Source organism: Bradyrhizobium huanghuaihaiense, assembly GCF_025200885.1.
Taxonomy (GTDB): Bacteria; Pseudomonadota; Alphaproteobacteria; order Rhizobiales; family Xanthobacteraceae; genus Bradyrhizobium; species Bradyrhizobium huanghuaihaiense.
On the sequence record NZ_CP104172.1, the window covers coordinates 8,010,192 to 8,035,929 of the forward strand.

The window sequence follows — 25,738 nt, forward strand, 5'->3', positions numbered from 1 at the left end:
AGTTCGCAGCAGTAACGGTGAGCGCCTCTCGGGATGGGATAGGTTTAAAGATTATCCAGCGCGCAATTCGCTTACCGGCCTGGCAAGCTAAGTCCGCAATGATCCGGCAGACTTCGATTTGTTCACTTCAATCGGGTTCAGCTTTGACTGAGGGGCCGCAAGACTTCTCGTGCAGTCTCGAGACCGCCCCGCTCGGGCGCGCGCACGACCTCACCTGCGCGACCGCTTGGCTTGGCCGTCGTAAGCTGCCAACGCGGTGCATGCTTGGACTCCACAGCTTGCTTGCCAAGATCGAGCTCGCACCAAGCACCCGAAGTCAAATAGACCTGCCGAACAGTTAGTTGCCTCTAAATCGAGCTGGTTGGCTGCGGCAGCGCCTCCAATAGACGATTCACCGCTGCCCACCTTGGTCTCCTCAACAACTTTTCGAGCGACCGGGCTCTCGTCCCGAAGCGGCTTTCGACGGGATGCAGATACGCCCTCGCCTCGCGCGCGGGAACTTTCGTCCCTCGGCAAGACCGAGAGGCCCTGATCGACGGCAACGCACTTTGCAAGGTGCAAGAGCACCTTGGCAGCGATGGCTTCACGATGGATCTTACGTACCGCCCGCAGAGCAATGATTATTATCTCTGCCGCGGTTTGGGAGCCTCATAGTTCGAGGCCACGCTCTGCGAGCACACGGTGCATGACCTCGCGTTTGATCTCGCCACCGATCTCGTTTCGGACCTGGGCGCCGAGCACCCGCTCGGCATCCGGATCGCCGAGAAGACCGCGCTGGGCCAGTCGCTGATCCAAGCGGGTTTGAAACTCCTCGCCCATGGCTTCGACGAGCCGGTCTTGCATCGCGGCATATTCGTCCGGAGCGATGCGCCTCAGCACCGTCTCCCAGGGTTGCCAGCGGCTTGCCAAGTAGTCGGTGACCTGGCTTGCTTCCCGCTCCCGGACCAGGTCGAGCGCCTCCGTCGCATCATTCTCGCTTACATGAGAGACCACCAGGAAGCGCATGTCAGGGGCGACATGACTGAGCTCAAGCGGCTCGCGCAGCCGATGTTGATAGGCCAGGTAGACCTCGATGTCGTCTACGTTCGGGTTTCCGCTGGCGAGCGAGTTGACCCTGTCGCGCGCGATCTCGTCCAATGCCTCCAAGCGGAAGGCGACACGGCCGAGCTGGATCAGATCGCCAAGCCGATCGTCATATACCCCGTCTTCGACATCAGTGTTGAGGCGCGCGGTCTGCATACCATTCCAGTGCAAGGTGACACGATCCTCGCAGGTCGCGTTGGCCTCGGACGCCTGCGCAAAAAACTGCTCGCGCAATGTCGGATTGGTGGCCGCCTGCCGCAGATCATCAGCCACTGCCTGCCGGAACTCGTCATTGCCGTAGTTCACAGTGCCTCGTAGCCTCTCCAGGAACTGTGCGTACTCTCGGGCGCCGGGCTCATCCGCAAAGTGCTGCCATTCGGCCAGCGCGGCCGGATCGTCTGCGAGCCAGTGTGCGGCCGCCTCATGCAGGGATTGCTGCGCGAGCTGCGGTGGCGCTTCAGCCGCCGCCAGATGAGCGAGGACCTCGTCCGGCAGCGCGTTATCCCGGACGTCTAGGCTCTCCAGATGCGGGTAGTACAGGCTATTAAGAGGTACACGAGTTTCTAGAAGACCTTCAGGCAGGCTGGTCAGCCGGTTACCGCTGACATTGAGTGATTCGAGCGTGCTCGGAAGAGGGTTGGGCAGGTCGGCCAATTGATTGCCGCTGACATTGAGTTCAGTGAGCCACGAGGGGAGGGACTCGGGGAGCTCGGTCAGCTGATTGCCACTGACCGCAAGCGAGGTGAGCCTGCTCGGGAGAGCGTCCGGCAGGCTGGTTAGCTGGTTGTCGTTTGCGTTCAGGATCTGGAGCCCGGCCGGAAGGTTTGCCGGCAGACTGGTCAATCTGTTGTCAGCGACCTCCAGCGCAGAGAGGGTCGCCGGAAGATCGTCCGGCAAACTGGTCAAGCGATTATGGCTAATGAGAAGATGCTGGAGACCGGGCGGGAACATAGCGGGCAGACTGCTTAGCTCGTTGTGCCTGGCGCGCAGTTCCAGCAACCTTGGCGGCAGCGCGGAGGGTAGAGCGGTCAGCGAGAGCGAGGACAAATCCAGCGAGTGCGAGCCTATGTTATCCGAATTCCTGATTCGTCTGCGCCCCTGTTGCCTATTCTCGGCCTCGCCCTGCCCCTCTTCGGCAACCCAATTGTCGAGGACCTGCGCGCGCGCGGAGGCTGGGGTCCGATAGCCTGTCAAAGTTTCGATCAAATTCGCCACGGCACGATTGAAGCCGCCGAGGTAACTTTCCTGGTCCGCATCTTCAGAAGGCGCGGAAGAAGAACCTGCACTCGACAGTGCCTGTCCTGTGTTCATCAATTTCTCCATGGTCACAACAAGAATACCCCCGCTTCTCAAGCTGCGAAGCAGGTGGTTGCCAGCGCAATGATGCTTGGACCGCCCGTGCACGTGCTCTGCGGCTCCAGCCCGACTTAACTGGGTGCACGTTCACACGAGCTCTGCCGCGGCAAAACGATCGATACTGCCGCGAGCTTACTGCCTTTCGTTGACAGTTAAGTGCGCTAGGACAGTAACGGGGTGGCTGAACGTTCTGCCGTTAGCAGGCCTACCTGTCGATCAGCTGACGAGTGCCGCTGCAAAACCTCAGAGTTGCTCAGTTTGCCACTGATGAGCGAAGCAATCGAGCTTGCGGGTGAACCGATCAAGCTTCGCAAAGACCAGCTCGACGTCGACTGCCTAGGCATCTGAGAGGGACCTGAACGTGGCCGTTCGGACCACCTGCTGCCCTTGGTTTCCAGAAACTCGGCCGAAAAGGCTCCGTTGGCCACCCTTGAGATTAAGCACCATCGCGGCTCTGGGGCTCTATACTGAAGTCGCTGCCGCCTTCGTATCCGCAAAAATTGTAGGCCGGAGATAACTACCGTCCGTCGAGATCGAGTCACTGTTCCAAAATCGTTTACCGACAGTCATGCCGTATTCGATGCCATCCTTGCCACCTTACTGTGATATTGCGTCAGCTTATCGAAAGCTAAGCGTCTTAGGTCCTAGAGCATGTCACCATGGACTGAGTCTACTCAGTTTCGTAAGGAGGGTGAGATGGATCCTTTTGAGGCAGGACAAGTTCAGCGCGGCGGTGGCATCCCTTCTGCATCTTCCGGACAAGAGGGCGGGGAAAATGGAGCGGCGGCGCAGTGGAACGCAGTCGCGACAGGCTACGCAGCAAACCCCGAGCACTCAGCCCATTTAGAGGACGATGACGAGGGGCTTGAGAATTGGGCAGCTGAACCGGAGGTGGGTCCACTCGAGGATCGGGAAGAAGCATTAAGGCGACTGAATGCTCGGGGTGAGGCCACTAGACTCGATCTCGAATCGCTGTCTCTTACTAGCCTGCCGAGACTTCCGACCGGTATCGTCGTCCTCGATGTGCCCCTCAATCGGCTTACCACTCTACCGGATAATCTCCCTGCTTCGCTCCAGCGTCTTGACGTTAGGGGCAATCAGCTCACCAGCCTGCCCGCGCTTCCGACCGAGCTCAGAGGTCTCGAGGCGAGTTCCAACCGGCTGAGGAGCTTGCCTGAGCTCCTACCTGCTGCGCTGGAGTTTCTCGGCCTCAACCACAATCAGTTGCTAGATCTGCCCGAGGTCCTCCCTGCTTCGCTCCAGTTTCTCCACGCCAGCCACAATCAGTTGACCAATCTGCCGGAGGTCCTTCCTGCCACGCTCCAGTTTCTCGACGTCAGCGAAAACCAACTAACGCGTTTGCCGGAGGCCCTGCCTGCTTCACTGCAGTTTCTCGACGCCAGCCGAAACCAGTTGACGAGTCTGCCCGGTGACCTGCTGACGCAGCTGGGCGAAGGTAGCAGCATAGTTCTGACTGAAAATCCGCTGCCCGAGCAGGTGCTAACGAACCTGGATACAGTCCTAAGCGCCGAGAGCTATGTCGGTCCGACCGTCCACCTTTCGCGCGATGACGAAAGTGAATTCTCCGCGACAGACGATGGACAGGCCGATGCTCTCATTGAAACGGTCGCAGACTGGCTCAGGGACAATCCACAGAACGGCGATCGAGAGGTGCTGGCGGCTTGGCAGAGCTTTGCAGAAGAGCCGGGCGCCCGCGAATACGGCCTTTTCCTTGGCAAACTGTTCGACTCCGTCAATTCTAGCAATGAAGGATTCCGGCGCTCGGTGGCCAATGATCTGCGACAGGCGGCGAAAAACCCGCAATTGCGTGCGCAGTACTTTCAACTGGCGCTGGACGTCAACCAGAGCTGCGAGGATCGCAGAACTTTGACCTGGAACGGCATGCAGACGGCACGCCTCATCGCAGATGTCGAGAACGGCGTCTATGACAATAAGGCCCGGCTTCCCGATCTCGTCGATCTGGGACGCGTCATGTTCCGACTAGACGCGCTGGAAGGGATCGCGCGCGAGAAGGTTCACTCGCTGGCCTCGGGCAACGACGTCGAAGACATCGACGCCATTGAGGTCTTTCTTGCTTATCAAAGCAAGCTACGCGAGCGGCTGGGACTGCAACACGTCGCACCGGACATGCGCTTCTTTGAGGTCTCCAGCGTCACCGACGCTGACGTTGACAGCGCAGAGACATCCGTGCGGAACAGGGAGGCGGAGGAATTCGCCGACTATTTGGCGGTGGACTGGCAACCTTGGGACGACGTGGTGCGTCGTATCGCGCCGGAAGACCACGCCAGGACACAGGACCAGCTCATTGCTGCAATGGGAAAGGAGTTCGACGGCCGACTGAAGCAACAGCTCGTCGACAAAGGCTTCAGCGGGGCTGAAGCCGACCTCGTCGAAGATGCCAAACGAGAGTTGGGTGCTGCAGTTCGTAAAGACATCGCCCGTGAGATCAAGGGCGTTCTAAGAGACAAGGTGCTCAATGATCACGGCCACACCCTGTAAAGCCATCTTTTCCCTCTGGTGCGCCGGTTTGTGCCCGAAAGCCTTCACGTGATGCGCAGCAAGCGCGGCGCAGCGCCGACCTAGAAACCGGCGCTGCTCGACTCGTTCCGGCGGGTGTTTTCCTAAAGCGACGATGGCCGATCTCTATGATGCGGATGCTCGTCGACTGCTATCGAGGGCCGCATGGATATGGGCGAATTGCCGAAATCGGAGAGCCGATACGCTAGTTTATACGGCTCCGGAGCCGGCATGGAAGAACGCCGTACTCCACAGTACTTGCACCGCGCGTACCGGCTGATCGAGGCGACGGCTGCTGGCTGAGCTACGAGGGCCTGACCATCACTGGCCGAACGAAGAGAGCCGCGAAGCACCAGCCCACTTCGTTCTCAAGGCCCTCTGTCGGTTTGAATCCGGCGGCAGTTAGGTTGCTGTACAAGACTTTCCATCACAACCAGGCTCTCCTCCCGTCATTCACCCGAGGATCGCCGTCGAAGCCCTTCGCCATGAACGTTGCTCTGTGGCGCAGCGTGAAGGTTCGTTGGCAGCCAATCTGTGACACCCCCGAAGAACACGCTCAGCGACCATCTGGCAGCTTCGCCATCTGTCAGTTGATGGGAATGAGGCTCGCGGCCTGAGGAGTTAGCCCCGACGCCGAAGGATCTGTATTCAGCATAATAGCTTGTCCTCAACGTATTGGTCTTGCCGGGCGTCCATTCGCGCCACCCTTCCGCGATCACAGGGGCATCTATCTTCGCCGACAGGAACACCACGGCGGCGTAGGGGCGCCAGGGGCGGCCAAGTGCGATATAGCGCGCAGCAGGGTCGGCACTTAGCCTGCAATGATCAAAAACATAGCCACTGTCCTCATCCGGCGTTGCCTTGCTCTGAGCGGTATAGATGACCGCTTGATTGGCGATGCCGTGCAACTGACATTGCCGGAACCAGGCCTTGGCGTTGCCAAATATGAAATCGACATGCCCTTCGATGTAGCAGTTCGAGAAGTATTGTCGTGACATTCTGCTGTTTGGTCCCTTACCGGCAAACAGCGTGTCCTGGGCGCCGAGCAGGCGGACGCGCGTAATGACGTCCCTGTCTCCGGTAACGGACAGCGCTACCGCCTGGGAGGGTGGATTGGCCGGATTGAGGGCGTAGTCGTTCTGGATCGTCAGGTTCTCGAGCCGAAAGTCGTCGCCAGCGGCATCAAGCGTCGCCGAACGGGCCGTTCCTCCTACATTGATCGCGCCGTCGCCATACACAATGACCGTATCCTCTGGCTTGTTGCCAGTCCCTGCGAGATGAACACCGGATTTGGTGATTTTGATCTTCTCGCGATAGATGCCCGGCGCGATCCGGACATTTCCGCCTTCCGCAGGCAACGCGTCGATGGCTTGCTGCACGGAGTGATAGTCTGCATTTCCGGCATGCGACACCAACAGTGGATGAGCGTACGACGCGGGGATGCAGAAACATCCCGCCAGAAGTGCAGCGGAGGAAGTGAAAATTCGCATGTGATCTTACACTTCGTTTCTCAGCGCGATAGCTGCCGCGCATCGACACCAGATTTTCATCCAAATCAGAACCTGCACGTCACATTGGCATTTTCGGCCCTGCAAAACCGTCGGCCAGTTGCACCAACTCGGGACATGAGGCCGAACCTCGTCCGCACCACCTGTTTTCGGCGCCGGCTGTAGTGCTTACCGATTGCCGTCGCGGAATGCCCTGGAACATACCTCCGATCCGCGCAGCAGCGGTTGTGTAGCTCGCCCGGGTAGCGGGGGCCATACGTCAGAGTTATTTGCGGCGACCTTTGCATGTTCAAGTTGCCAAGTCGCGGAATTGGCAAATCGGACATCTTCGAGTGTCACGTCCAGGGCATGCCGTTCGTCTACACCGCGCATCAGCAGCACACCGCTGTCGCCATGCACATGACGCAGAACGATTTGCCGATAGACCGGAATCCTCGTGCCTTGAGCGCGCGGGTCATATTTTGTATCGAAAGCCAGCGGCCACCGGTTGCCCCTCAGGCACACGTACTCATAGGTCACACTCTCGACCAGACCGCCTCGACTAACATCGCTCTTGATGCGCAGGCCCGACGTCGTACCATCCAGCGTCAGATTACGCACCAATATGTCTCTGGCCCCGGAATTCACCTCGCTGCCGATCGACATGCCATGCCCCCAGCCGAAATAATTATCAATGATCGAGATATGGCTGCTTGAGCCATTGTCGCCGGCCTTGATTGCGACGTTGTCGTCACCCGTACGGATCAGGCTATGGGTGATGGTCACATCCTGACTGGCGCCAACATCGATGCCATCAGTGTTGCGGGCATCCGCCGGCGAATCGATCGTGAGGCCCCAAAACGTGGCACCTTCAACCCGGTTCATCGCGACATGAAAATTGGCAGCGTTGCGCAAGGTGACACCAGAGAACGTGATGTCCTGCGCATGATCGATCTGGATCAAGCGTGGGGCGTTCTGATTGCCGCCCTGGGCTTGGGCGCGGCGGGCTAGCTGCCACCAGGTTTCCGCGCCGCCACCGATCATTGCGCCGCCCTGACCATCGATGATGCCCTCTCCGTAGATGCCGCCGCCGCGCGTTTTGGAAAAGCTGATGAATGGCCGGCAACTGTCGCCCTTTTCCGCGATGCGACCACATTGTCCGAGGCCCTTGTCGTAAGCAGCAGGTTCGGGGATGGCGATCAGTGTCGCACCGCGTCCGACCCATAAGGTCACGCCCGATTTCATCTCGAGTGGACCTGAGTGAAACTCGCCGCGCCCGAGATAAACTGCAGCGCCAGCGGGGCAATGTTCAATGGCGTCCTGTAGGCTTACTGTATCGTTCTTGCCGGAAGGCACAGGGCGATCGCAGACCGTATCAGGTGCAACAGGTTCGACGATAGTCCGGCGGTCTTGCGCTTTTGCGGCGGGGCAGACAACGATGGAGGCGAGTACGGAGAATAGGGCACAGTTGCGAAAACGCTTTGTCATTGACCTGCTCGTGCTTTTGTCACGCGCATCCTTGCCGCGTGCCTTTTCTGATATTGAGCGCTGGCTCGATCGAGCCGCCGCGCGCGTCACTGGCCCGCGCAAGATGACATTTATAAGACGCAGCAGAGGCCTGAACCTTGCGATTGCGGAGCTGCACCTTGCCTATGCGCGAACAAGACGAAGCGTTGTGCGATAGTCCAAAATCCAAACAGCTTCTCAGCGTTCTCACACTGCTGCCCAACCGGTCCCGATTTTCGGCATCAACAACTGCGCGTGAATCCCGACGCTGCGTCAGATCGATTTTTGATCGAAGAGCCGCACTACAAGAATTGACAGGCGCGCCGAGGGTCACCTGGCACCGAAGCCGCCGTTCAGCCGGGAAGGCGCACCGCAAGATTTGTAGCGACACGTCGTTGGACGAATGCGGGCGATCGACTTTCACGGCGGCGAGATCGAGGTCGAGCGCCCGCGCGGTTAAGGATATGGACTGTTCACCGCCTCTGGCGCTAAGAGCTGTCGAAAGCGATCCGATGCGCTCCGATTGAGGCTCGTCTACTTAGCCGCTGCCAGATCGCCTCAGTGGGAGCAACAGGTGTGCGCCCGACACCTCGCCGAAGCCGCGGCACGCACGCGCCTGACCTTGACTGCTGATGAACTTGCGCGCTGTTCTTGAAGCGCCCGCAAAGCCATACCCACAGGGTGCTAGAGAGCCGATTTCGTACATTGTCATCACTGGCTTCGAGCGACTGGTCGCGCTCGGGAAACGCGCCGCCTTGTAAAGCATTTTAAGATACTTCTCAGCGGCCAACCATCACAGTTTTCGTCAAGTATGACACCGCTCATCATCTCGCGAATCTTCAAAATCCGCGCGAATACATAAGGCGTCGGGCAAGGCCAGCGAAATCGTTCCCGCGCGCCGCATCCAATTGCTGCTCAAAGGCGGTCTCCCGGGTGGCTCGGCTACCGATCGTCTGACGGCGTGCTGTACCGATGGTGGAGGTCCTGTGTTGGATATGTCGAAATAGTGCGAGTCCATGCCAGTCTCCCGTCCAGGATCACATCAGTGGGTTAGTCCGTATTCGGAGAAGCTTTCGAGAAGCTGACGAGGCTACGGCCGGCACCGGATGCATTCGCGCCGGGAACCCTCTTCCTGGGTTCTCACGAACCGAGGTGAGTGCCGTTACCCGCCCTTTTTCGAATCGCATTGTGATCGCATGCGCGACATAGTTGGCCAGTTCTCGTCCATCATCCATGCGATGCCGGATGACATGTTAGGCTTGCGTGGTCAGCACCGCCCGCGACTCGCATGCCTTGCCCGAAGGCCATAGCGGACCATCGTGTCATTGAACGCGCCCCCCTCCAGACAGGTTCTCCGGCCGTCCATTTGTCCACCCCTACCTACTTGCCGACATGGTAACTTCAAAGTTGAGGTCACGCTTCTCACTCCGTGAGCCCGCCCACTGGCTCAGATCCTAAGTCCTGTTTGCTCGCCGCGCGAGCTCCGCGATCATGGCAGCTTTTTTAGCCGAGATGAAGGTCGCATAGCGGAGGGTCGGGTCGACGCTCCGGCTTCCTTGAAGGCAGCATTCTACTCACGCAGTTCGCCGCGCTGCGCCATCCCTTCGAAGGCCTGCTCGACGGCCGCGACCGCGGCGCGCGCACGATCGACAGCGGTGATGTGCTTCGTGGGGCCGAGGCCAGGCCGGCCACCATCTACTCGAATTTGATCTGCCTCTGACAGCCGCAAAGTACGCCGGATCGAGTATTGAAGCTGGAAACGAAGGGCGCCTGATTTCCGCTCAGAAGACCAGCGTTATTAGCAGCACAAGCGCCAGGGATCATAGCGCCGTTGAATAGTCCTCGGCGACGGCCCGGTGTGCCAGGACGGCATTCATAGCCGCGACGATCAGCTGATTGAGCGTGCAGGCGCTGGGGCAGGTAGCGCAGTTGGCGGGAGCGCTTCCACTACTCGATCGCCGCGGTAACGGCGCTCAGTTCTTCGTCGCTGATCAATGGCTTGCCTCACGCCAGGATCTCCAACATAGCCTGCCTTGCAGGCGTGGAGATCGGCCCGGTACCGGACAGCCGGATTGACCGATGCGTCAAGCATATAGACCCACCTAACGCCATGGCTTTAACCGGGGTTTTACAGGGTACGAGTAGGCTCGGTCCTCATGAGAGTTGCAATCGCCACACTTGTTGCTCTCCTCGCTCTTCATGTCGTGGACGAGCAATACAGCAGCGGCCGGTATTTCCGAGCCGCAACGACAATGCTGTCTAATATCAGCAGATCGTTCAGCTGAAGATCATTGCAGTCAATTGACGCGCCGATGCGCGCGTTTGCTGCGTAGCGAGACGCCGAGCGCCGTTAAGCTTGAATTTTCCTTAACCGACGGAGTTTGAACCGGCCGCCCTGTTGTGCCTCACGCTCTCGAAGGCCACAGAGGATCCTGCAAGGGTGTAGCGTGTCGTTATGAGATCTCGCTCGCCTGAGACAATCGACCGGCCGCGGTTGAGCTGCACCTCCTTGAGCAGGCTTCCTTCCTGGGAGATCGCGGTGCGTGTACCCCGCGGAAAACCATCGAGCGAGATCTTCACACCGAGAGATCCCTTGAGGGCGTCGCTGGCATCGGTCCCGCGCATGCCGCGCATCAAGAGCTCCGCATCGTTGCGGCGCATTGCGCCCTCGCCGCACCATGTCGCGAAGCCTCGCCCCGTGGGCATCCTCGGGGGGCCCGGCATAGCTCTCCAGTGCCCCCACCCCACCGTTCAGATAGCGACGCATTCGCTCCGCGCGATACCGCGCCCAATTGAGGTACTCATTCACGAACGTCGCGCCGGCGTGGAAGCGATCCTGATTTGCCATCATCTGCCCGGTGCCGGGATAGTTCTTCTTCAAGTTCTTCGCGAGGAAGCGGGTCTGAGGGCGAGGGTCGGGGCAATCGGATCCTGGATAGTTTTTGCCGAGCCATGCGGCGTATCTGTTCCTCCGCCCTCCTGGTGGGTGTAATGAGCCTCGCCGGACCAATTCGGCTGGTCAGGATGGCGCAGCATCGGATTGAAACGGCTTTCATCCTGCAGGTTGGCCATGATGCCGGCGATCGCTTCCTTGGACACGCCGGCTCGCCGCAGCTCGTCCGTCATGATCTTGGCCGTTTCTCGCTTGTTGGCGGCTAGCCCTGATGGCCGCGGGCTCGAGCCGGCAGGAACATCTGCGTTACCGCCGATGGCGTCGCGCTGTGCATTGGAGAATGCACCGCCACCGGTGGCGTTGATCGCTGGAAATTCCTTGCTTCCGAACCATCCCCCGCGCGAAACACCACCGCCGCCGGGGTGATAGGCCATTGGCGTGTAGCCCTCATTGGCCTGCTTCAGCGATTGATAGAATTCCTCAAGGCCCTTGCGAGTGCCCTCCTTGACGTTCCACTCGCCTTTTCCATCAACGTCGTTGCTGGATGACAAGAAGGCCCAGGGTGTCCTTCGAACCTGTCGCTCGATGACCCTTCTACAAATCCTTCTATTTGCGCCGCATGCATGGATTGGAAAAGGAGCGGCCAGGCGCGCACGGTGCACTCTTGCGCTAGTCAGCTTCTCGAAAGCCAACCTTTTTAGATTTGGGAAGCCAGTCTCTGGATGACGATGCCGCCCACGACCGAACTGGTCGCAAACCCAGGGCACCCGCTGGGCGGATCGGCAAGAGGCTGTGTTCCCATAGGAGCAAGGGAGAGCATTATGGATTCCGATCGGATAAACCGTGCCGGCTCGCCAGAGTCCCCCCTGGGGTACGTCTGCTCACAGGAGCATCATGATCTTTTTGGGCAGGCTGTGAACGAAGTTGGGCGATCGGCTGCCGCTCCTGCACCGGCAAAGGCCCCGATTTGGAGTTCGAGCGCTCCGTATGGGAACTTTTCACGCGATGGCTACTCCTGGAATAACGACGTCTGGGGCAGTGGTGCCGGGCCTCAGACCATTTCGGTGTATGGAGCGAACCAGTGGAGCGTGTGGTCGAACCAGCCAGGAACTGGTGGCATCAAGAGCTATCCGCACGAGACCGTCCATGTCGGAAAGCCGCTCAGTGCAATCAACACGTTGAGCTCGACCTTTAATCAGGACGTTCCTAAAGGCGGCGCCTGGGACACCGCCTATGATATTTGGGACAGCTCAAACCAGCATGAGATCATGATCTGGACAAACTACACCGGAAACCCGGACGGTAGCGGCAACGTGAAGCCCATATCTTATCATTATCGGCAGGATCCCTCCGGGGCGGCCATCCCGGTCCACACTAACGTTGAGGTGGGTGGGACGACCTGGAACGTTTTTGAAGGGAACAATGGTCACAACGTCATCTCACTCGTGCCCATTTCGAAGAGCAACAGCGGGACAGTGGACATCAAAGGCATCCTGGAGTGGATAAAGTCGAAGGGCTACTTCGGCGACATAAATGTGGGTAGCGTCCAATACGGCGTCGAGATCACCTCGTCCCCTGGCGGAATGAACTTCAAGTTCAGTAACTGGACCGTGACCTCGAAGTGAAAATCCAGTTCTGAGTTAGTGGGCGGCTGTTGGATTTGCCCGAACCTGGTGCGGAGAACGCGTCATCGCGCTCGGGGCACACGACCCGGAGCGGATCACGATTCGAAACAATTCAGCCTGCTATCGCGCAAAGCGCAGCATTGTCGCGCCCAGGCGCATCATTGAGAGGCTTGCAAAGAGATGGCACGAACCACCGTATGTCTGCCTCTTCCGGTGAGGTGGCTCGCCCTACACTGCGCGTCCGAGGGTTACTCGTGACACACGTCGGCCGCGCACTGGCAGGTGGTTGGTCACACCCGCAGCTTTGATTTTCGACTTCCGCTTTTCGACGCGAAGATGACCCGACGAGCCTCTTCGGCTTCCGACCCTGGCTGTGTGAAAACGCGAAGGATCGAAACGCAACTAGAATTACATTCTTCAGTTCGTCGTCAAAGTTGAAGGCGCTTGCGAGCTTGAGCCCCAGAACAGGCTTGGACGAATAACTTCTTCTATCGCGCTCAAGCGTCCTGGCGTTTTCACACAGCCAAGACCCAGGGCGGACATCCGCTCATCGACCAACCCACCACCCGGCGTGAGAACAGGTCGATCACTGCTGCGACGTAGAGCCAGCCCTCGGCTGTCCAGAGATACGTAAAGTCGGTGATCCACTTCTGGTTCGGCCGCTCGGCGGCGAACTGCCGGTCAAGGAGGTTCGCCGGCACGGTCTCGAGCTGCCGATCGCCGTTGCCCTTGGACTTCGACATCTTGGCGCCGCTTGCATCTCGAACTAGCGCGTTGATGAACACCCGCTTGAACGGAACTTTGCCCGTTAGCTGCAGGCCCTGCATCATCATCCGGGCGACCCAGAAAGGTATGATATCGAAACCTGTGATGAGGGGGTCGTCGAATAGAAGCACTCAAGATCGCCTGTCTTTTCGGGCCAGCCAAGGGTCGAGAACGGCCACAGCGCCGAGGAAAACCAAGTGTCGAGTACGTCCTTGTCTTGAGTGAGCGGCTCGTCATGGCCATAATGCGCGCGAGCCTGAGCTTTGGCTTTCTCTTCGGTCTCCTGGACGAAGATGGCGCCATCCGGACCGAACCAAGCCGGGATGCGATGACCCCACCAGAGCTGGCGCGAGATGGTCCAAGCACTGCGTTTTAGAGCGTTTGTTGTCCATGTTTTCGATAGTGGCGAATACATGAATAGCCGCTTTGTGAGGAAGCGGTATCTCAAGTTGGTCCGTCAACTGGTTAACGCCGACATAGGCGCGAAGCCGCTATACCTTTGCGCGCGAGCCGCTGATGGTGCGGTGGGAGGACAACCACGTGGATTATCTGTTCGGGCTCGCCCCAATACGCGCCTGCTCGCCATGATCGCGGACGAACTGACGGCAGCCCGGCTACGGCCGAGAAGACCGATCAATCCGCACGCGGCTTCAAGGACTTCCAGTCGAGCTTCAAAATGAACGCCTTCTGGCCGCCGGAAAACTTCGAGACTTCATCGTTCTTCGCTCCTCCCGGCCGGGGAAATCGCGAAAAAATCTAACCAAAATGGTCCAGTTCGCCGGCGGCCTCAGATCATTTCGTCGGTGAGCTGTTTAAGGCTCTTGATAACGAGCGTGCCAGGACTTTGCGGTTTTCTGGAGTGTTCATCATCGTCGCGTGATTGCCTGGAATCGGTGTGGTATCAATGGCCGCTGCACTCAAAACCCTGTCCCAGCCTCGCATCGGCGAGCTCCTCTCTTGAGCTATTGAGCGCTTGTCTAGTCGTGCGCAGCGACTTACGGAAGAATCCGTCGCGTAAAACTGATGTATCTCAATTGGCAGCGACGGAGCCCGATATAGCTGCAGCGCCCTTTGAAACTGCTCAATTCTTTCGTACATCAAAGCGTCATTGTGATCCGGAGGTATAGCTCCTATTTGTTGAGCCTTCTCAAGTAGCCGAGGAATTGAACTGTGCTCTGCAAAGCGCTTCAATAGTTTGAAGTGCTCGTCCTCTAGGGATTCAAGAGTTTCCAGCACCACTTCGGACACCATCTGGGTGGGCGTCATGCCGGCTGGCTTTGCGGGTAACGTAACATCAATGAACGCCATAAATGAGACAGTTTCATTGAGGCTCAGTAAGTGCTCGGCTATGGCGTAAGCCAATATTCCGCCTGATGAGTATCCAGCAAATCGATATGGACCATGGGACTGGATCTTGCGGATCGCCGGAATTACTTGCGAGGCTATCGCTTCAAGAGTTGGTGAACAAACTTCACTGAAAGAAGGCCACGGTAGACCATAGATCGGACAGTCTGCGTCCATTTCCTCCACCAAGTTGAGGATATAGGAACAATCTCCTAAGCCTGAGGGAACAAAGAACAGCGGCGGCTGCGATCCGGTTGCGCGAACACAAATCACTCCCGGACTACTGGGCTGTGGCTCCAAATGAACCTTCAATGCAAGTTCCTTCAGAACAGGAGCTTGGAAGAGATCGGCTGCGGTAAACTTGAACCCGGCATCGAGCGCTCGACTGAGAAGCCGCACCGCCAGCAGTGAGTGCCCGCCCAGTTCGAAGAAGTCGTCGTGGCGTCCGACCCGCTCCACACCGAGCAGCTCGGCCCAGATCTCGGCCAGCGCCGTCTCGATCTCGCCTTGCGGCGGCTCATAGGCGTGATGCGCATACGCCTCATCGTCCGGCGCCGCCAGCGCCTTGCGGTCGAGCTTGCCGTTCACCGTCAGCGGCAGCGCCGCCAGCCGCACGAACGCCGATGGCACCATGTAGTCCGGCAGGTGCGCACTTATGTGTGCGCGCAAGGCGCCGGCAAGCTCGCTTCCATCCAGCCCGTTCGAAGCTGCTTCCGGCGTGCACACCACATAGCCGACAAGACGCTGCTCGCCGCCGGGGCCCGCGTGCGCCACCACCACCGCCTCGCGCACCAACGGGTGCTCGCAAAGCCGCGCCGCGATCTCCCCCGGCTCGATCCGGAAGCCGCGGATCTTCACCTGGTCGTCGTTGCGGCCCAAAAACGCCAGATTGCCGTCCGGCAGATAGCGCGCCAGATCGCCGGTCTTGTACAGCCGGTCGCCGTCCACAAAGGGACTGGCGATGAACCGCTCCGCGGTCAGCTCGGGCTGGTTCAGATAGCCGCGCGCCACCCCCGCCCCGCCGATGTAGAGCTCCCCGACCGCGCCAAATGGAACGGGCGCGCCATGACCGTCAAGCAGATAGATCCGCGTGTTCGCAATCGGGCGGCCAATCGGGACAATGGCCCCATCAAACTCATCGGGGCAACGCCAGGTCGCCGCACAAACTGTTGCTTCGGTAGGTCCATAAGCATTGACAATGGATGCTGGAGCCAGACTCCGGATGAGTTCTGCCTTCGGCAGCTCTCCAGCAAGAATGAGAACTTGCGATCCCAAGCCTTCCAGCTTTTGGCTTCCTTGAAGCAAGGCTGGAGGCAGCGTCGCATGCGTGATGGCTTCGCTTCGCAGATAATCCGATAGCTTGTTACTCGCTTGACGGAGCTCATCCGCAGGCAAATGCAATGCGGCGCCCGAACCAAACGCCATAACAAGCTCCGAGGCGCTTGCATCAAAACCGAAGGAGGCGAACTGCACCACGCGGCTGTTGCAACAAACGCCAAAAAGCCCGATCTGAGCCAAGCTGAGATTGACCAAACCGCGATGCTCGACCATGACGCCCTTGGGCGTTCCGGTGGATCCCGAGGTGTAGATCACGTAGGCGAGATGGCGCGAGGTGAGGCCAAGCGCGCGTGGGTCCGGATCCGACGCCGGCAGGTCTGCCCACGCCGGCATGGCCGTCTCCAGATCCACCACGCTCACATCGGCCAGCGCATCGTCGCCCAGCGCGGATCGGCCGGCCGCATCGGCCAACAGCACTCGCGGCGCCGCATCGTCGAGAACCTGCCGCAGCCGCGCCGGCGGATAGGCCGGGTCCAGCGGCAGGTACGCCCCGCCCGCCTTGAGGATCGCCAAAAGCCCGACCACCATCGCCACGCTGCGCGCAACGCAGATCGCCACCGGCTGATCCGGCTTCACCCCGAGCCCGATCAGATGATGCGCCAGCTGGTTGGCGTGCGCATTGAGCTCGCCATAGCTGACGCGCTGGTCCTGATAGACCACCGCCACCGCATCCGGCGCACGGCGGACCTGCGCCTCAAACAGCTCATGGATGCACTGCTGCTCAGGATACGTCACCGCCGTCCGGTTCAGCTCCTCCAGCAGATAGGTGCGCTCGTCGGCTGGCAGCAGCTCTATCCGCCCGACCGCTTGCTGCGCATCGGCAACCATCGCCCGCAGCAGCGCCAGTAGATAATCCCGCTGCCGCTCGATGGTCGCGCGATCAAACAGCGCCGTGGCATAGCCCAGCGTCCCGGCGATCATCTCACCCTGCTCGCCAAGGTTCAGCTCCAGATCGAACTTGACCTGATCGAAGCCGTCTGCCGCCGCCTCCACACGCAGCCCAGAAAGGTCGAACGTCCCAGCGGCGTTGTTCTGCCAGGCCAGCATCACCTGGAACAACGGCGTGTGATCAAGAGCCCGGGGCGGCTGCACGATCTCCACCACCTGCTCAAACGGCAGGTCCTGATAGTCCTGCGCAGCCAGCACCGTGCGCCGCGTCCGCTCCAACAGCTCCGACACGCTCGGCTCGCCCGACAGGTCCAGCCGGAGCGCCAGCGTGTTGACGAAGAAGCCGATCAGCTCTTCGATCTCGCGGCGCCCGCGATTGGCGCTCGGCACGCCAATTACAAGATCGTCCTGTCCCGACAGACGCGACAGCACCGCCGCCCACGCCGCCAGCACCGTCATGAACAGCGTCGTGCCATGCTGCAGGCCCAGCCGCTTAAGCTCCCGCGTCAGCTCCGCATCAATGACGATCGGGACCGTCGCCCCCGCAAACGACTGCTGCGCCGGCCGCGGCCGGTCCGTCGGCAGCGCCAGACGGGCCGGCGCGCCGGACAGATTGCTGCGCCAATACTGCGCCTGGCTCTGCAGCCGCTCGCCCGACAGCCACTGCCGTTGCCAGGTGGCATAGTCCGGATACTGAATTGCAAGCGGCGGCAGCGGATCGCCTTCTCCGGCCACGAACGCCCGGTACAGCTGACTGAGTTCACGCGCCAACACGCCCAGCGACCAACCATCCGAGACAATGTGATGCTGCGTCAGCAGCAAGACGTGCTCCTCATCCGAGATCCGGATCAGCCGGCCGCGGATCAGCGGGCCACGCGCCAGATCGAACGGCGTGCGCGCCTCTTCCCTGCACAGACCCAATAGCGCCTCGTCCGCATCCGGCCTATCCCTCAGATCGTGCTCCACAACCGGCAGCCCCGCATCCTCCGGCAGCAGCTCCACCCGGGGCTTGCCCTCCGGCGCAACAAACACGCTGCGCAGCGCCTCATGGCGCGCCAACACACGGTCCAGGCTACGCTGCCAGGCGCTGCGGTCGAGCCCGCCCTTGAGCCGCCACCCCAGTGGAATGTGATAGTTCGTGCTGCTCTGATCCAGCTGCGCCAAAAACCACAGCCGCTGCTGCGCAAACGACAGCACAAGCGGCGCTTCACGCGACACCGGCGCAATGGCTGGCAGGTCTTGCGCGCCGGAGCGGCTCAACTCATCCATGATACTCGCGGCCAGATCGGCCAGCACCGGTTTGGCAAAGAGCGTGGTCAGCGGCAGTGTGAAGCCAATTTCCTGCGAGACCCGGCTGAGCAGCTGCACCGCCAATAGCGAGTGCCCGCCGAGCGCAAAGAAGTGGTCGTGCCGTCCGATGCGCTCCACACCGAGCAGCTCGGCCCAGATCTCGGCCAGCGCCGTCTCGATCTCGCCTCGCGGCGGCTCATAGGCGCGATGCGCATACGCCTCATCCGCAGGCGCAGCCAGCGCTTTGCGGTCGAGCTTGCCGTTCACCGTCAAGGGCAGCGCCGCCAGCTGCACGAACGCCGACGGCACCATGTAGTCCGGCAGGTGCGCACTTATGTGTGCGCGCAAGGCGCCGGCAAGCTCGCTTTCCTCCAGCCCGTTCGAAGCTGCTTCCGGCGCGCACACCACATAGGCGACAAGACGCTGCTCGCCGGCCCGATCCGGCACCACCACCGCCTCGCGCACCAACGGGTGCTCGCAAAGCCGCGCCGCGATCTCGCCCGGCTCGATCCGGAAGCCGCGGATCTTCACCTGGTCGTCGTTGCGGCCCAAAAACGCCAGATTGCCGTCCGGCAGGTAGCGCGCCAGATCGCCGGTCTTGTACAGCCGGTCGCCGTTCACAAAAGGACTGGCGATGAACCGCTCCGCGGTCAGCTCCGGCCGGTTCAGATAGCCGCGCGCCACCCCCGCCCCGCCAATGTAAAGCTCTCCCACCGCTCCAAACGGGACGGGCGCGCCATGACCGTCAAGCAGATAGATCCGCGTGTTCGCAATCGGGCGGCCAATCGGGACAATGGCCCCATCAAACTCATCGGGGCAACTCCACGCTGTCACGTCGATCGCAGCTTCCGTCGGACCGTAGAGATTGTGCAGGCCCGTCCAAGGCAAGAGGCGCCGAACCCTATGCACACTGGCGGCAGGGAGCGGCTCGCCGCTGCATAAAACTCGTCGCAGCGATGTGCAGCGCTCAACACTCTTCGCATCCATAAAGCTGACCAGCATGGATGGCACGAAGTGAACCGTCGTGATGCGCTGGCTGATGATCAAGTCGACCAATGCAGTGGGATCTCTGTGCGTACCCGCAGGCGCCAGCACCAGGGTCGCCCCTTCAAGCAAGGTCCAGAAGAACTCCCAGGCCGAGACATCGAAGCCAAATGGCGTCTTCTGCAACACGACATCAGTTGCCTTGAGACCATAGGCGTTTTGCATCCAAATCAAGCGATTGACGATAGCCCGATGCTCATTCTGTGCCCCCTTGGGGGTGCCTGTTGATCCCGAGGTGTAGATCACGTAGGCGAGATGGCGCGAGGTGAGGCCAAGCGCGCGTGGGTCCGGATCCGACGCCGGCAGGTCTGCCCACGCCGGCATGGCCGTCTCCAGATCCACCACGCTCACATCGGCCAGCGCATCGTCGCCCAGCGCGGATCGGCCGGCCGCATCGGCCAACAGCACTCGCGGCGCCGCATCGTCGAGAACCTGCCGCAGCCGCGCCGGCGGATAGGCCGGATCCAGCGGCAGGTACGCCCCGCCCGCCTTGAGGATCGCCAAAAGCCCGACCACCATCGCCACGCTGCGCTCGAGGCAGATCGCCACCGGCTGGTCCGGCTTCACCCCGAGCCCGATCAGATGATGCGCCAGGCGGTTGGCGTGCGCATTGAGCTCGCCATAGCTGACGCGCTGGTCCTGATACACCACCGCCACCGCGTCCGGCGCACGGCGAACCTGTGCCTCGAACAGCTCGTGGATGCACACGTCCGACGGATAGGCCGCCGCCGTCCGGTTCAGCTCCTCCAGCAGATACGCCCGCTCGGCGGCTGGCAGGATGTCCAGCTCGCGCACCGGCGTGCTCGGCGCATGCTCCAGCGCCTCCGCCAGCTGCTCGAGCGCCCGCTGCATGTAGCCGCAGATCCGATCCGCAGAGACGCCCTCCGCCACCTGCGCCGTCAGACCGAGCGCCTCGCCAAAATCATCCACCGACAAGGTCAGCGGATAGTTGGTGCGTTCCTCCTCGCCCAGCCATGCCACGCCGGACAGCGCGTCATCGGTTGCCGAGGTGGAGATGGTCGCCGGCGTGGTGTGGCGGTAGTTCAACAGCGCGCTGAACAGCGGCGCCGGCGCCGCCACGCCGCTGCAGCGCTGCGCCAGCGCCAGCGAGGCATGCTCGTGCGCCAAAAGCTCGGCCAGCCGGGCATGTGTGGTTCGCACGCTCGCCTCGACCGCGGTGTCATCGAGATCAAGCCGCAGCGGCAGGGTGTTGATGAACAGCCCCATGGCGCGGTCGCCACCCGCACCCCCATGCATGCGGCCGAACAGCACCGTGCCGAACACCACCTGCTCGCGCCCGCTGCTGCGCGCCACCACCTGTCCCCAGGCCAGATGGCACAAGCTCGCCAGGCTCACCCCCAGCCGTCGCGCCTGGCTGCGCAGCCGCGCGTTCAGCTGCTGCGGCAGCATCCGCTGCGCCTCGCTGATCCCGCTGCCGTCGCCGCGCACCTCGCGCAAGCCGAACGGCGTGCTCGGCTCGTCGATGTCGGCCAGCCACCCCCGGAAGAACGCTTCATCCGCCTTGGCATCACCGCCGAGATGCGCCTGCGCCACCAGATTGCGGAACGGCTGCGGCGCCGTCAGCTCATGCGCCCGCCCCTCCAGCTCGGCCTTAACCTCGGCATGCATCACCTCCAGTGTGGTGTGGTCCCCGATCAGATGATGCTGCAGCTCCAAGAGCAGCCAGCGCGCGCTGCCGGGCTCGCGCGCGATCACAAACCGCAGCAGCGGCGCTCGGCCAAGATCGATGCGGTGCTGGCGCGGATCAAACCGATCCTTAAGCTGCGCGGCGCCATGACCAGCAGACCCGTCCAGCTCGACCTCGCTCACCTCAAGTTGCGCCTTCCGCCACACCACCTGGGCCGGGCGCGACAGGCCCTCCCAGACGAACGAGGTGCGCAGAATGTCGTGCCGATCCACCACCCGCTGCACCGCGGCCAGATAGCGCTCCAACACGCCACGGTCGGCAAACGCCATCTGCGATACCAGCAGGTACGGATCGCCCTTTGTCGCCAACAGATGATGGAACAGGATGCCGTCCTGCAGCGGCGACAAGCCATAAATGTCCTGGACGTTGCCGACCCCGCCGGGCACCCTGGCGAGGATCCGGTCGATCTCGCCCTGCGCCAGTTCGATCAGCGGCAGCATCTCTGGCGTGATCGCCGTACTCTGTTCGCTGATCCGATTGGCCGGGACCGCCACCTCCTGATGACTGCCCAGGCTCGCGGCCAGATCGGCCAGCACCGGCCTGGCGAACAGCGTCTGCACGTCGACCCCCAGCGACCGCTGCCGCAGACGCTCGATCAGCTGCACCGCCAGCAGTGAGTGCCCGCCCAGCGCAAAGAAGTGGTCGTGGCGTCCGACCCGCTCAAGCCCCAGAAGCTCGGCCCAGATCTCGGCCAGCGCCGTCTCGATCTCGCCTTGCGGCGGCTCATAGGCGCGATGCGCATACGCCTCATCGTCCGGCGCAGCCAGCGCCTTGCGGTCGAGCTTGCCGTTCACCGTCAGCGGCAGCGCCGCGAGCCGCACGAACGCCGATGGCACCATGTAGTCCGGCAGGTGCGCACTTATGTGTGCGCGCAAGGCGCCGGCAAGCTCGCTTCCATCCAGCCCGTTCGAAGCAGCTTCCGGGGCGCACACCACATAGGCGACAAGACGCTGCTCGCCGCCGGGGCCCGCGTGCGCCACCACCACCGCCTCGCGCACCAACACGTGCTCGCAAAGCCGCGCCGCGATCTCCCCCGGCTCGATCCGGAAGCCGCGGATCTTCACCTGGTCGTCGTTGCGGCCCAAAAACGCCAGATTGCCGTCCGGCAGGTAGCGCGCCAGATCGCCGGTCTTGTACAGCCGGTCGCCGTCCACAAAGGGACTGGCGATGAACCGCTCCGCGGTCAGCTCCGGCCGGTTCAGATAGCCGCGCGCCACCCCCGCCCCGCCGACATAGAGCTCCCCGACCGCGCCAAACGGAACGGGCGCACCATGACCGTCAAGCAGATAGACCACCGAATTCCGGATTGGTCGTCCCAGTGGCACCCGTTGCTGGCCATCGAAGCCAGCAGGCACCGGGTAGCAGAGACTGAAGGTCGTGTTCTCGGTCGGGCCATAGCCATTTGAGATCCGAAGCATCGGATGTCGCTTCTGACATGCTCTGATGGAAGCGATGGAGACCTCTTCGCCCCCGACCAGCAGTTGCTGCAGCCCACTGGTGCTCCGCCCCTCCCCGACATAGACGTCGAACAACCGCGCAGTCATCCAAGCGATTGTGATGCCTTGGTCTTGGATGATCCGGGCTAGCGTTGCCGTCGAGAGATAGCGTTCAGGATAGAGCACAACACTGGCGCCGTTCGCCAAGGCTCCCCAGACTTCGAACGTAGTCGCATCGAATGTCGGCGAGGAAGCGTTGAGAAAAACGTCCTGCGGCGAGATCTCGACGAAATCGTTCCCCGCCACCAGACGCACCACTCCGCGATGCTCGATCATGACGCCCTTGGGCGTCCCGGTTGAGCCGGAGGTGTGGATCACGTAGGCGAGATGGCGCGAGGTCAGCCCGAGCGCACGCGGGTCCGGATCCGACGCCGGCAGATCTGCCCATTCCGGCGTCGCCGCCAGATCCACCACCGTCAGATCGAGTAGCGCATCCTCGCCCAGCGCCGATCGCCCCGCCGCATCGGCCAGCAGCACTCGCGGCGCCGCATCGTCGAGAACCTGCCGCAGCCGCGCCGACGGATAGGCAGGATCCAGCGGCAGGTACGCCCCGCCCGCCTTGAGGATCGCCAGCAGCCCGACCACCATCGCCACGCTGCGCGCAACGCAGATCGCCACCGGCTGATCCGGCCTGACCCCGAGCCCGATCAGATGATGCGCCAGCTGGTTGGCGTGCGCATTGAGCTCGCCATAGCTGACGCGCTGGTCCTGATAGACCATCGCCACCGCGTCCGGCGCACGGCGAACCTGTGCCTCGAACAGCTCGTGGATGCACACGTCCGACGGATAGGCCGATGCCGTCCGGTTCAGCTCCTCCAGCAGATACGCGCGCTCAGCGGATGACAAGAGTTCAATCCGCCCCACCGGCTGCCGCGGATCAACCTTCACAGCACCCAACAAATTTTGCAAATGCTGGGTCATACGGTCGATCTGCTTGGGCTCCAAGCGACTTGCATCAAAGTGCCATCGAAAGCTCCCATCTAGAGCGCAAACCTCAAATGTTAACGCCTCACCAGGCAGGGCTGCCTCAGAAGTCGGGCTCGAAGCTCGGTCACCAGTGGCAGACTCGCCACTTACATTAATCATAACGCCAACAGGCCAGGGGCGGCGCAATCGTAACGCCTCCATACCGAGCAACGTGGGGCAGCGCGCGATAAGATCCCGCGCGAAGCTATCCTGCTCCTTCAGCTGAGCGATTTCGGCCGCGACCGCCGTGCGCGCCTCTGCAAAATCATTGTCGAGATCGATGGTAATTGCCATCGGCACAACAGAAGCGACAAGCACCTCGAGCGCTTTCAAGCCCGCTCGCGATCCACTGGGCGCTGGAGTCCATCCCAATTGAAGCTCTAATTCCCCCGTGATGCGGGCCAGGTAGATCAGCCAAGCCGTTAGCAAGAATTCCGTGCGATTACTGGGAGACAGCTCAGCCAAAGCACCTGGAATTCGCCACGAACTCGACTGCCATTGAGGTGCAGCCAAAGCTACTGAAGACGACAAAAAAGAAAGCTGGGATGTTTTGAACTGCTCAAGCCGCCGTCGCCAAAAACTCTCACGAGGCGCCAACATTTCATGCGCAACCGTTATGCTCCGCGCCTCGTCATCGCTCAGAATCGGGAGGCGGTCGCCGACATGGGAATCAGAACGCCTCGCGAGTGCCCGCGCGTGTAGAGCCTTACCATCCAAGCTGCTAAGCCAAACATCAACATCCTCTGTCCCTGTGGCCACACGCCAGTGGCTGGGGTGGATCTCAACTAGAGACCCCGCAGCAAAGCCCGAGCGCCGAGCCGACACCTCCAAGCGCCTGATGGCGACAACGTCATCGCCAACGAGAGCCTTGGACAACCCCAATGGATTGGCATGATACGGGCCAAAGTCTAAGGCGCGCGTCATCGCTTCCAGATCTTGTGCGGATCGATCCCATCGCAGACAGCCCGCAGCCTCTGGGCGTCGACCTTTCGGGAAAAAGCTTCGGTCCGCTAGCGCTTGCGGACGAGCACTAAGCTCTCCATTTGTTAAGCCAGTTACAAGCTCGCGGAAGCCATCGATAGCAGCCTCATAACATTTGAGGTTCAGCGTCGCCGCCGTATCGCTCGTCGCAGTCAACACTTGGCGTTGGACGACCAGCTCACCAGTATCAACACCATGATCGATACGATGCCACGTGATGCCATGTTCGGTCTCTCGGGCAAGAAGCGCCGAAGACGTCGCATGAGTCCCGGCATATCGCGGCAACGGACCGTCGTGGTAGTTAAAAGCGCCTCTACGCGCTTGCCCAAACACATCTGCTGGCAATATGAACGGATTGGCAACGGAAAATATCCACTCGACTGGCTCGGCGTTGAGCAGCGCAGATAGCTCTTCAATGCTCATCACACACAAGATATCGGCGAGAGCGGCCCAATCGCGGAATATGGCGTCGGCACACAGCGCCGCCCGGATCACGTGGCCCATCTCCATCACTAGCTGAGCACATCTAATAGCTAGCGTACCACCACCAACAAAGATGCAAGAGCCAACCGGTGAGGCCGCAGGTTGTTGCATATCCCAATCGCCCAATTCGGAATTCGACGAGGGCAAGATTCTCACCTCGTAATTTTCGTGCTCCGCATCCACGACAAAGCCCCCGCGTGTGCCACGAGTGCGGCAATCCACTTCCATAGTCCAGCGCTTAGGAACCCAAGCCGAGATAGTCCGCACAGGAGCTCGGAGAATCTGCGACAATCAGCGATTGGCCAACCGTCGTAACGGATCACCCTGCATTTCAAGCAATCGACGTGCCAATGACGTTCTGCGAGCGTTTCCTAAAGAAACAACGCGCCTCGCTCGGAATGCTGCCGTCGGACTTGGGACATCGACGTCCTGAACCAGACACAGCTCACCACAACAATACAGACGTCAATGGCGACGATCAGCGCATGGGCGTCCGCAAAGGTCATCGCAAGCTCTGCAACCGCCGCCGTCATCACCGCACGTACAGCAGAATCGCCGCCAATCTTCCAAACCTTTCATCGCCCTGATTCAATTCGCCCGCAGATATCAACCGACCGATAGCGGACGCTTCACAACCACCGGACGCACCTTCGCCCAATCCTGCCCGTCAACCAGCGCCAGCAACTGTGCGTGATTGAGCTAAATCCGATGCGTGCCAATCTTAGGTCAGCAAACATTCGATTTCTCGTGCCGCTTCGCAGTGGCTGGTCAGCTCCCAAAAGGGAATTCTTAGAGTCCACACCGCCTGGCGCTTCGATCACCTGATAATTTCTGTCATCAGGCATAGGCAGACTTATGGAAATTTCCATCACCAAATCTTCGGCACTCCATGCCGAGGACTCTCAGATCTCTTGCCGACGCACTACGTGGGGTCTCCTTGGCACTCA

The 25,738-nt window shown here is 60.9% G+C and carries 8 protein-coding genes and 2 pseudogenes; 2 read left to right on the top strand and 8 right to left on the bottom strand.

What is annotated here, in order from left to right; all coding sequences use genetic code 11:
- Positions 1 to 648: 648 nt before the first annotated feature.
- Positions 649 to 2,394 carry a T3SS effector NEL-type E3 ubiquitin ligase NopM gene (gene nopM / locus N2603_RS37680; protein WP_260386154.1) on the bottom strand — a complete coding sequence of 582 codons (1,746 nt, stop codon included), beginning with the start codon at positions 2,392 to 2,394 and terminating at the stop codon, positions 649 to 651.
- A 741-nt stretch (positions 2,395 to 3,135) separates the two neighbouring features.
- On the opposite strand from nopM, the gene N2603_RS37685 reads away from it, so the two are divergent.
- The gene (locus N2603_RS37685; protein WP_260386155.1) at positions 3,136 to 4,959 is read left to right on the top strand and encodes an NEL-type E3 ubiquitin ligase domain-containing protein; all 1,824 of its coding nucleotides are present in this window, start codon (positions 3,136 to 3,138) and stop codon (positions 4,957 to 4,959) included.
- Between the two features lie 467 nt (positions 4,960 to 5,426).
- Here N2603_RS37685 and N2603_RS37690 read toward each other — a convergent pair whose 3' ends face one another.
- From N2603_RS37690 to N2603_RS37705, 4 genes are all read right to left on the bottom strand, one after another.
- Entirely contained in the window at positions 5,427 to 6,467 is a 1,041-nt protein-coding gene (locus N2603_RS37690; protein ID WP_260386156.1) for a pectinesterase family protein, read from the bottom strand.
- 186 nt (positions 6,468 to 6,653) lie between these two features.
- Complete coding sequence (locus N2603_RS37695; RefSeq protein WP_260386157.1) at positions 6,654 to 7,952, bottom strand: glycoside hydrolase family 28 protein; 1,299 nt, start codon at positions 7,950 to 7,952, stop codon at positions 6,654 to 6,656.
- Positions 7,953 to 10,337: 2,385 nt separating this feature from the next.
- Positions 10,338 to 10,631: a hypothetical protein gene (locus N2603_RS37700; protein WP_260386158.1), complete on the bottom strand. Its 294-nt coding sequence runs from the start codon at positions 10,629 to 10,631 to the stop codon at positions 10,338 to 10,340.
- A 216-nt stretch (positions 10,632 to 10,847) separates the two neighbouring features.
- Positions 10,848 to 11,414, bottom strand: coding sequence for a phage tail tip lysozyme (locus tag N2603_RS37705; RefSeq protein WP_260386159.1), 567 nt, complete (start codon positions 11,412 to 11,414; stop codon positions 10,848 to 10,850).
- A 270-nt stretch (positions 11,415 to 11,684) separates the two neighbouring features.
- On the opposite strand from N2603_RS37705, the gene N2603_RS37710 reads away from it, so the two are divergent.
- Entirely contained in the window at positions 11,685 to 12,488 is an 804-nt protein-coding gene (locus N2603_RS37710) for a GH12 family glycosyl hydrolase domain-containing protein (RefSeq protein ID WP_260386160.1), read from the top strand.
- A gap of 548 nt (positions 12,489 to 13,036) precedes the next feature.
- On the opposite strand, the pseudogene N2603_RS37715 reads toward N2603_RS37710, so the two are convergent.
- From N2603_RS37715 to N2603_RS37725, 3 genes and pseudogenes are all read right to left on the bottom strand, one after another.
- Positions 13,037 to 13,183 (bottom strand): annotated as a pseudogene (locus tag N2603_RS37715) (DDE-type integrase/transposase/recombinase); the annotation flags it as partial.
- Between the two features lie 27 nt (positions 13,184 to 13,210).
- Positions 13,211 to 13,614, bottom strand: a pseudogene (locus N2603_RS37720) (class I tRNA ligase family protein); the annotation flags it as partial.
- A 431-nt stretch (positions 13,615 to 14,045) separates the two neighbouring features.
- Entirely contained in the window at positions 14,046 to 24,812 is a 10,767-nt protein-coding gene (locus tag N2603_RS37725) for a non-ribosomal peptide synthetase (protein ID WP_260386161.1), read from the bottom strand.
- Positions 24,813 to 25,738 lie beyond the last annotated feature (926 nt).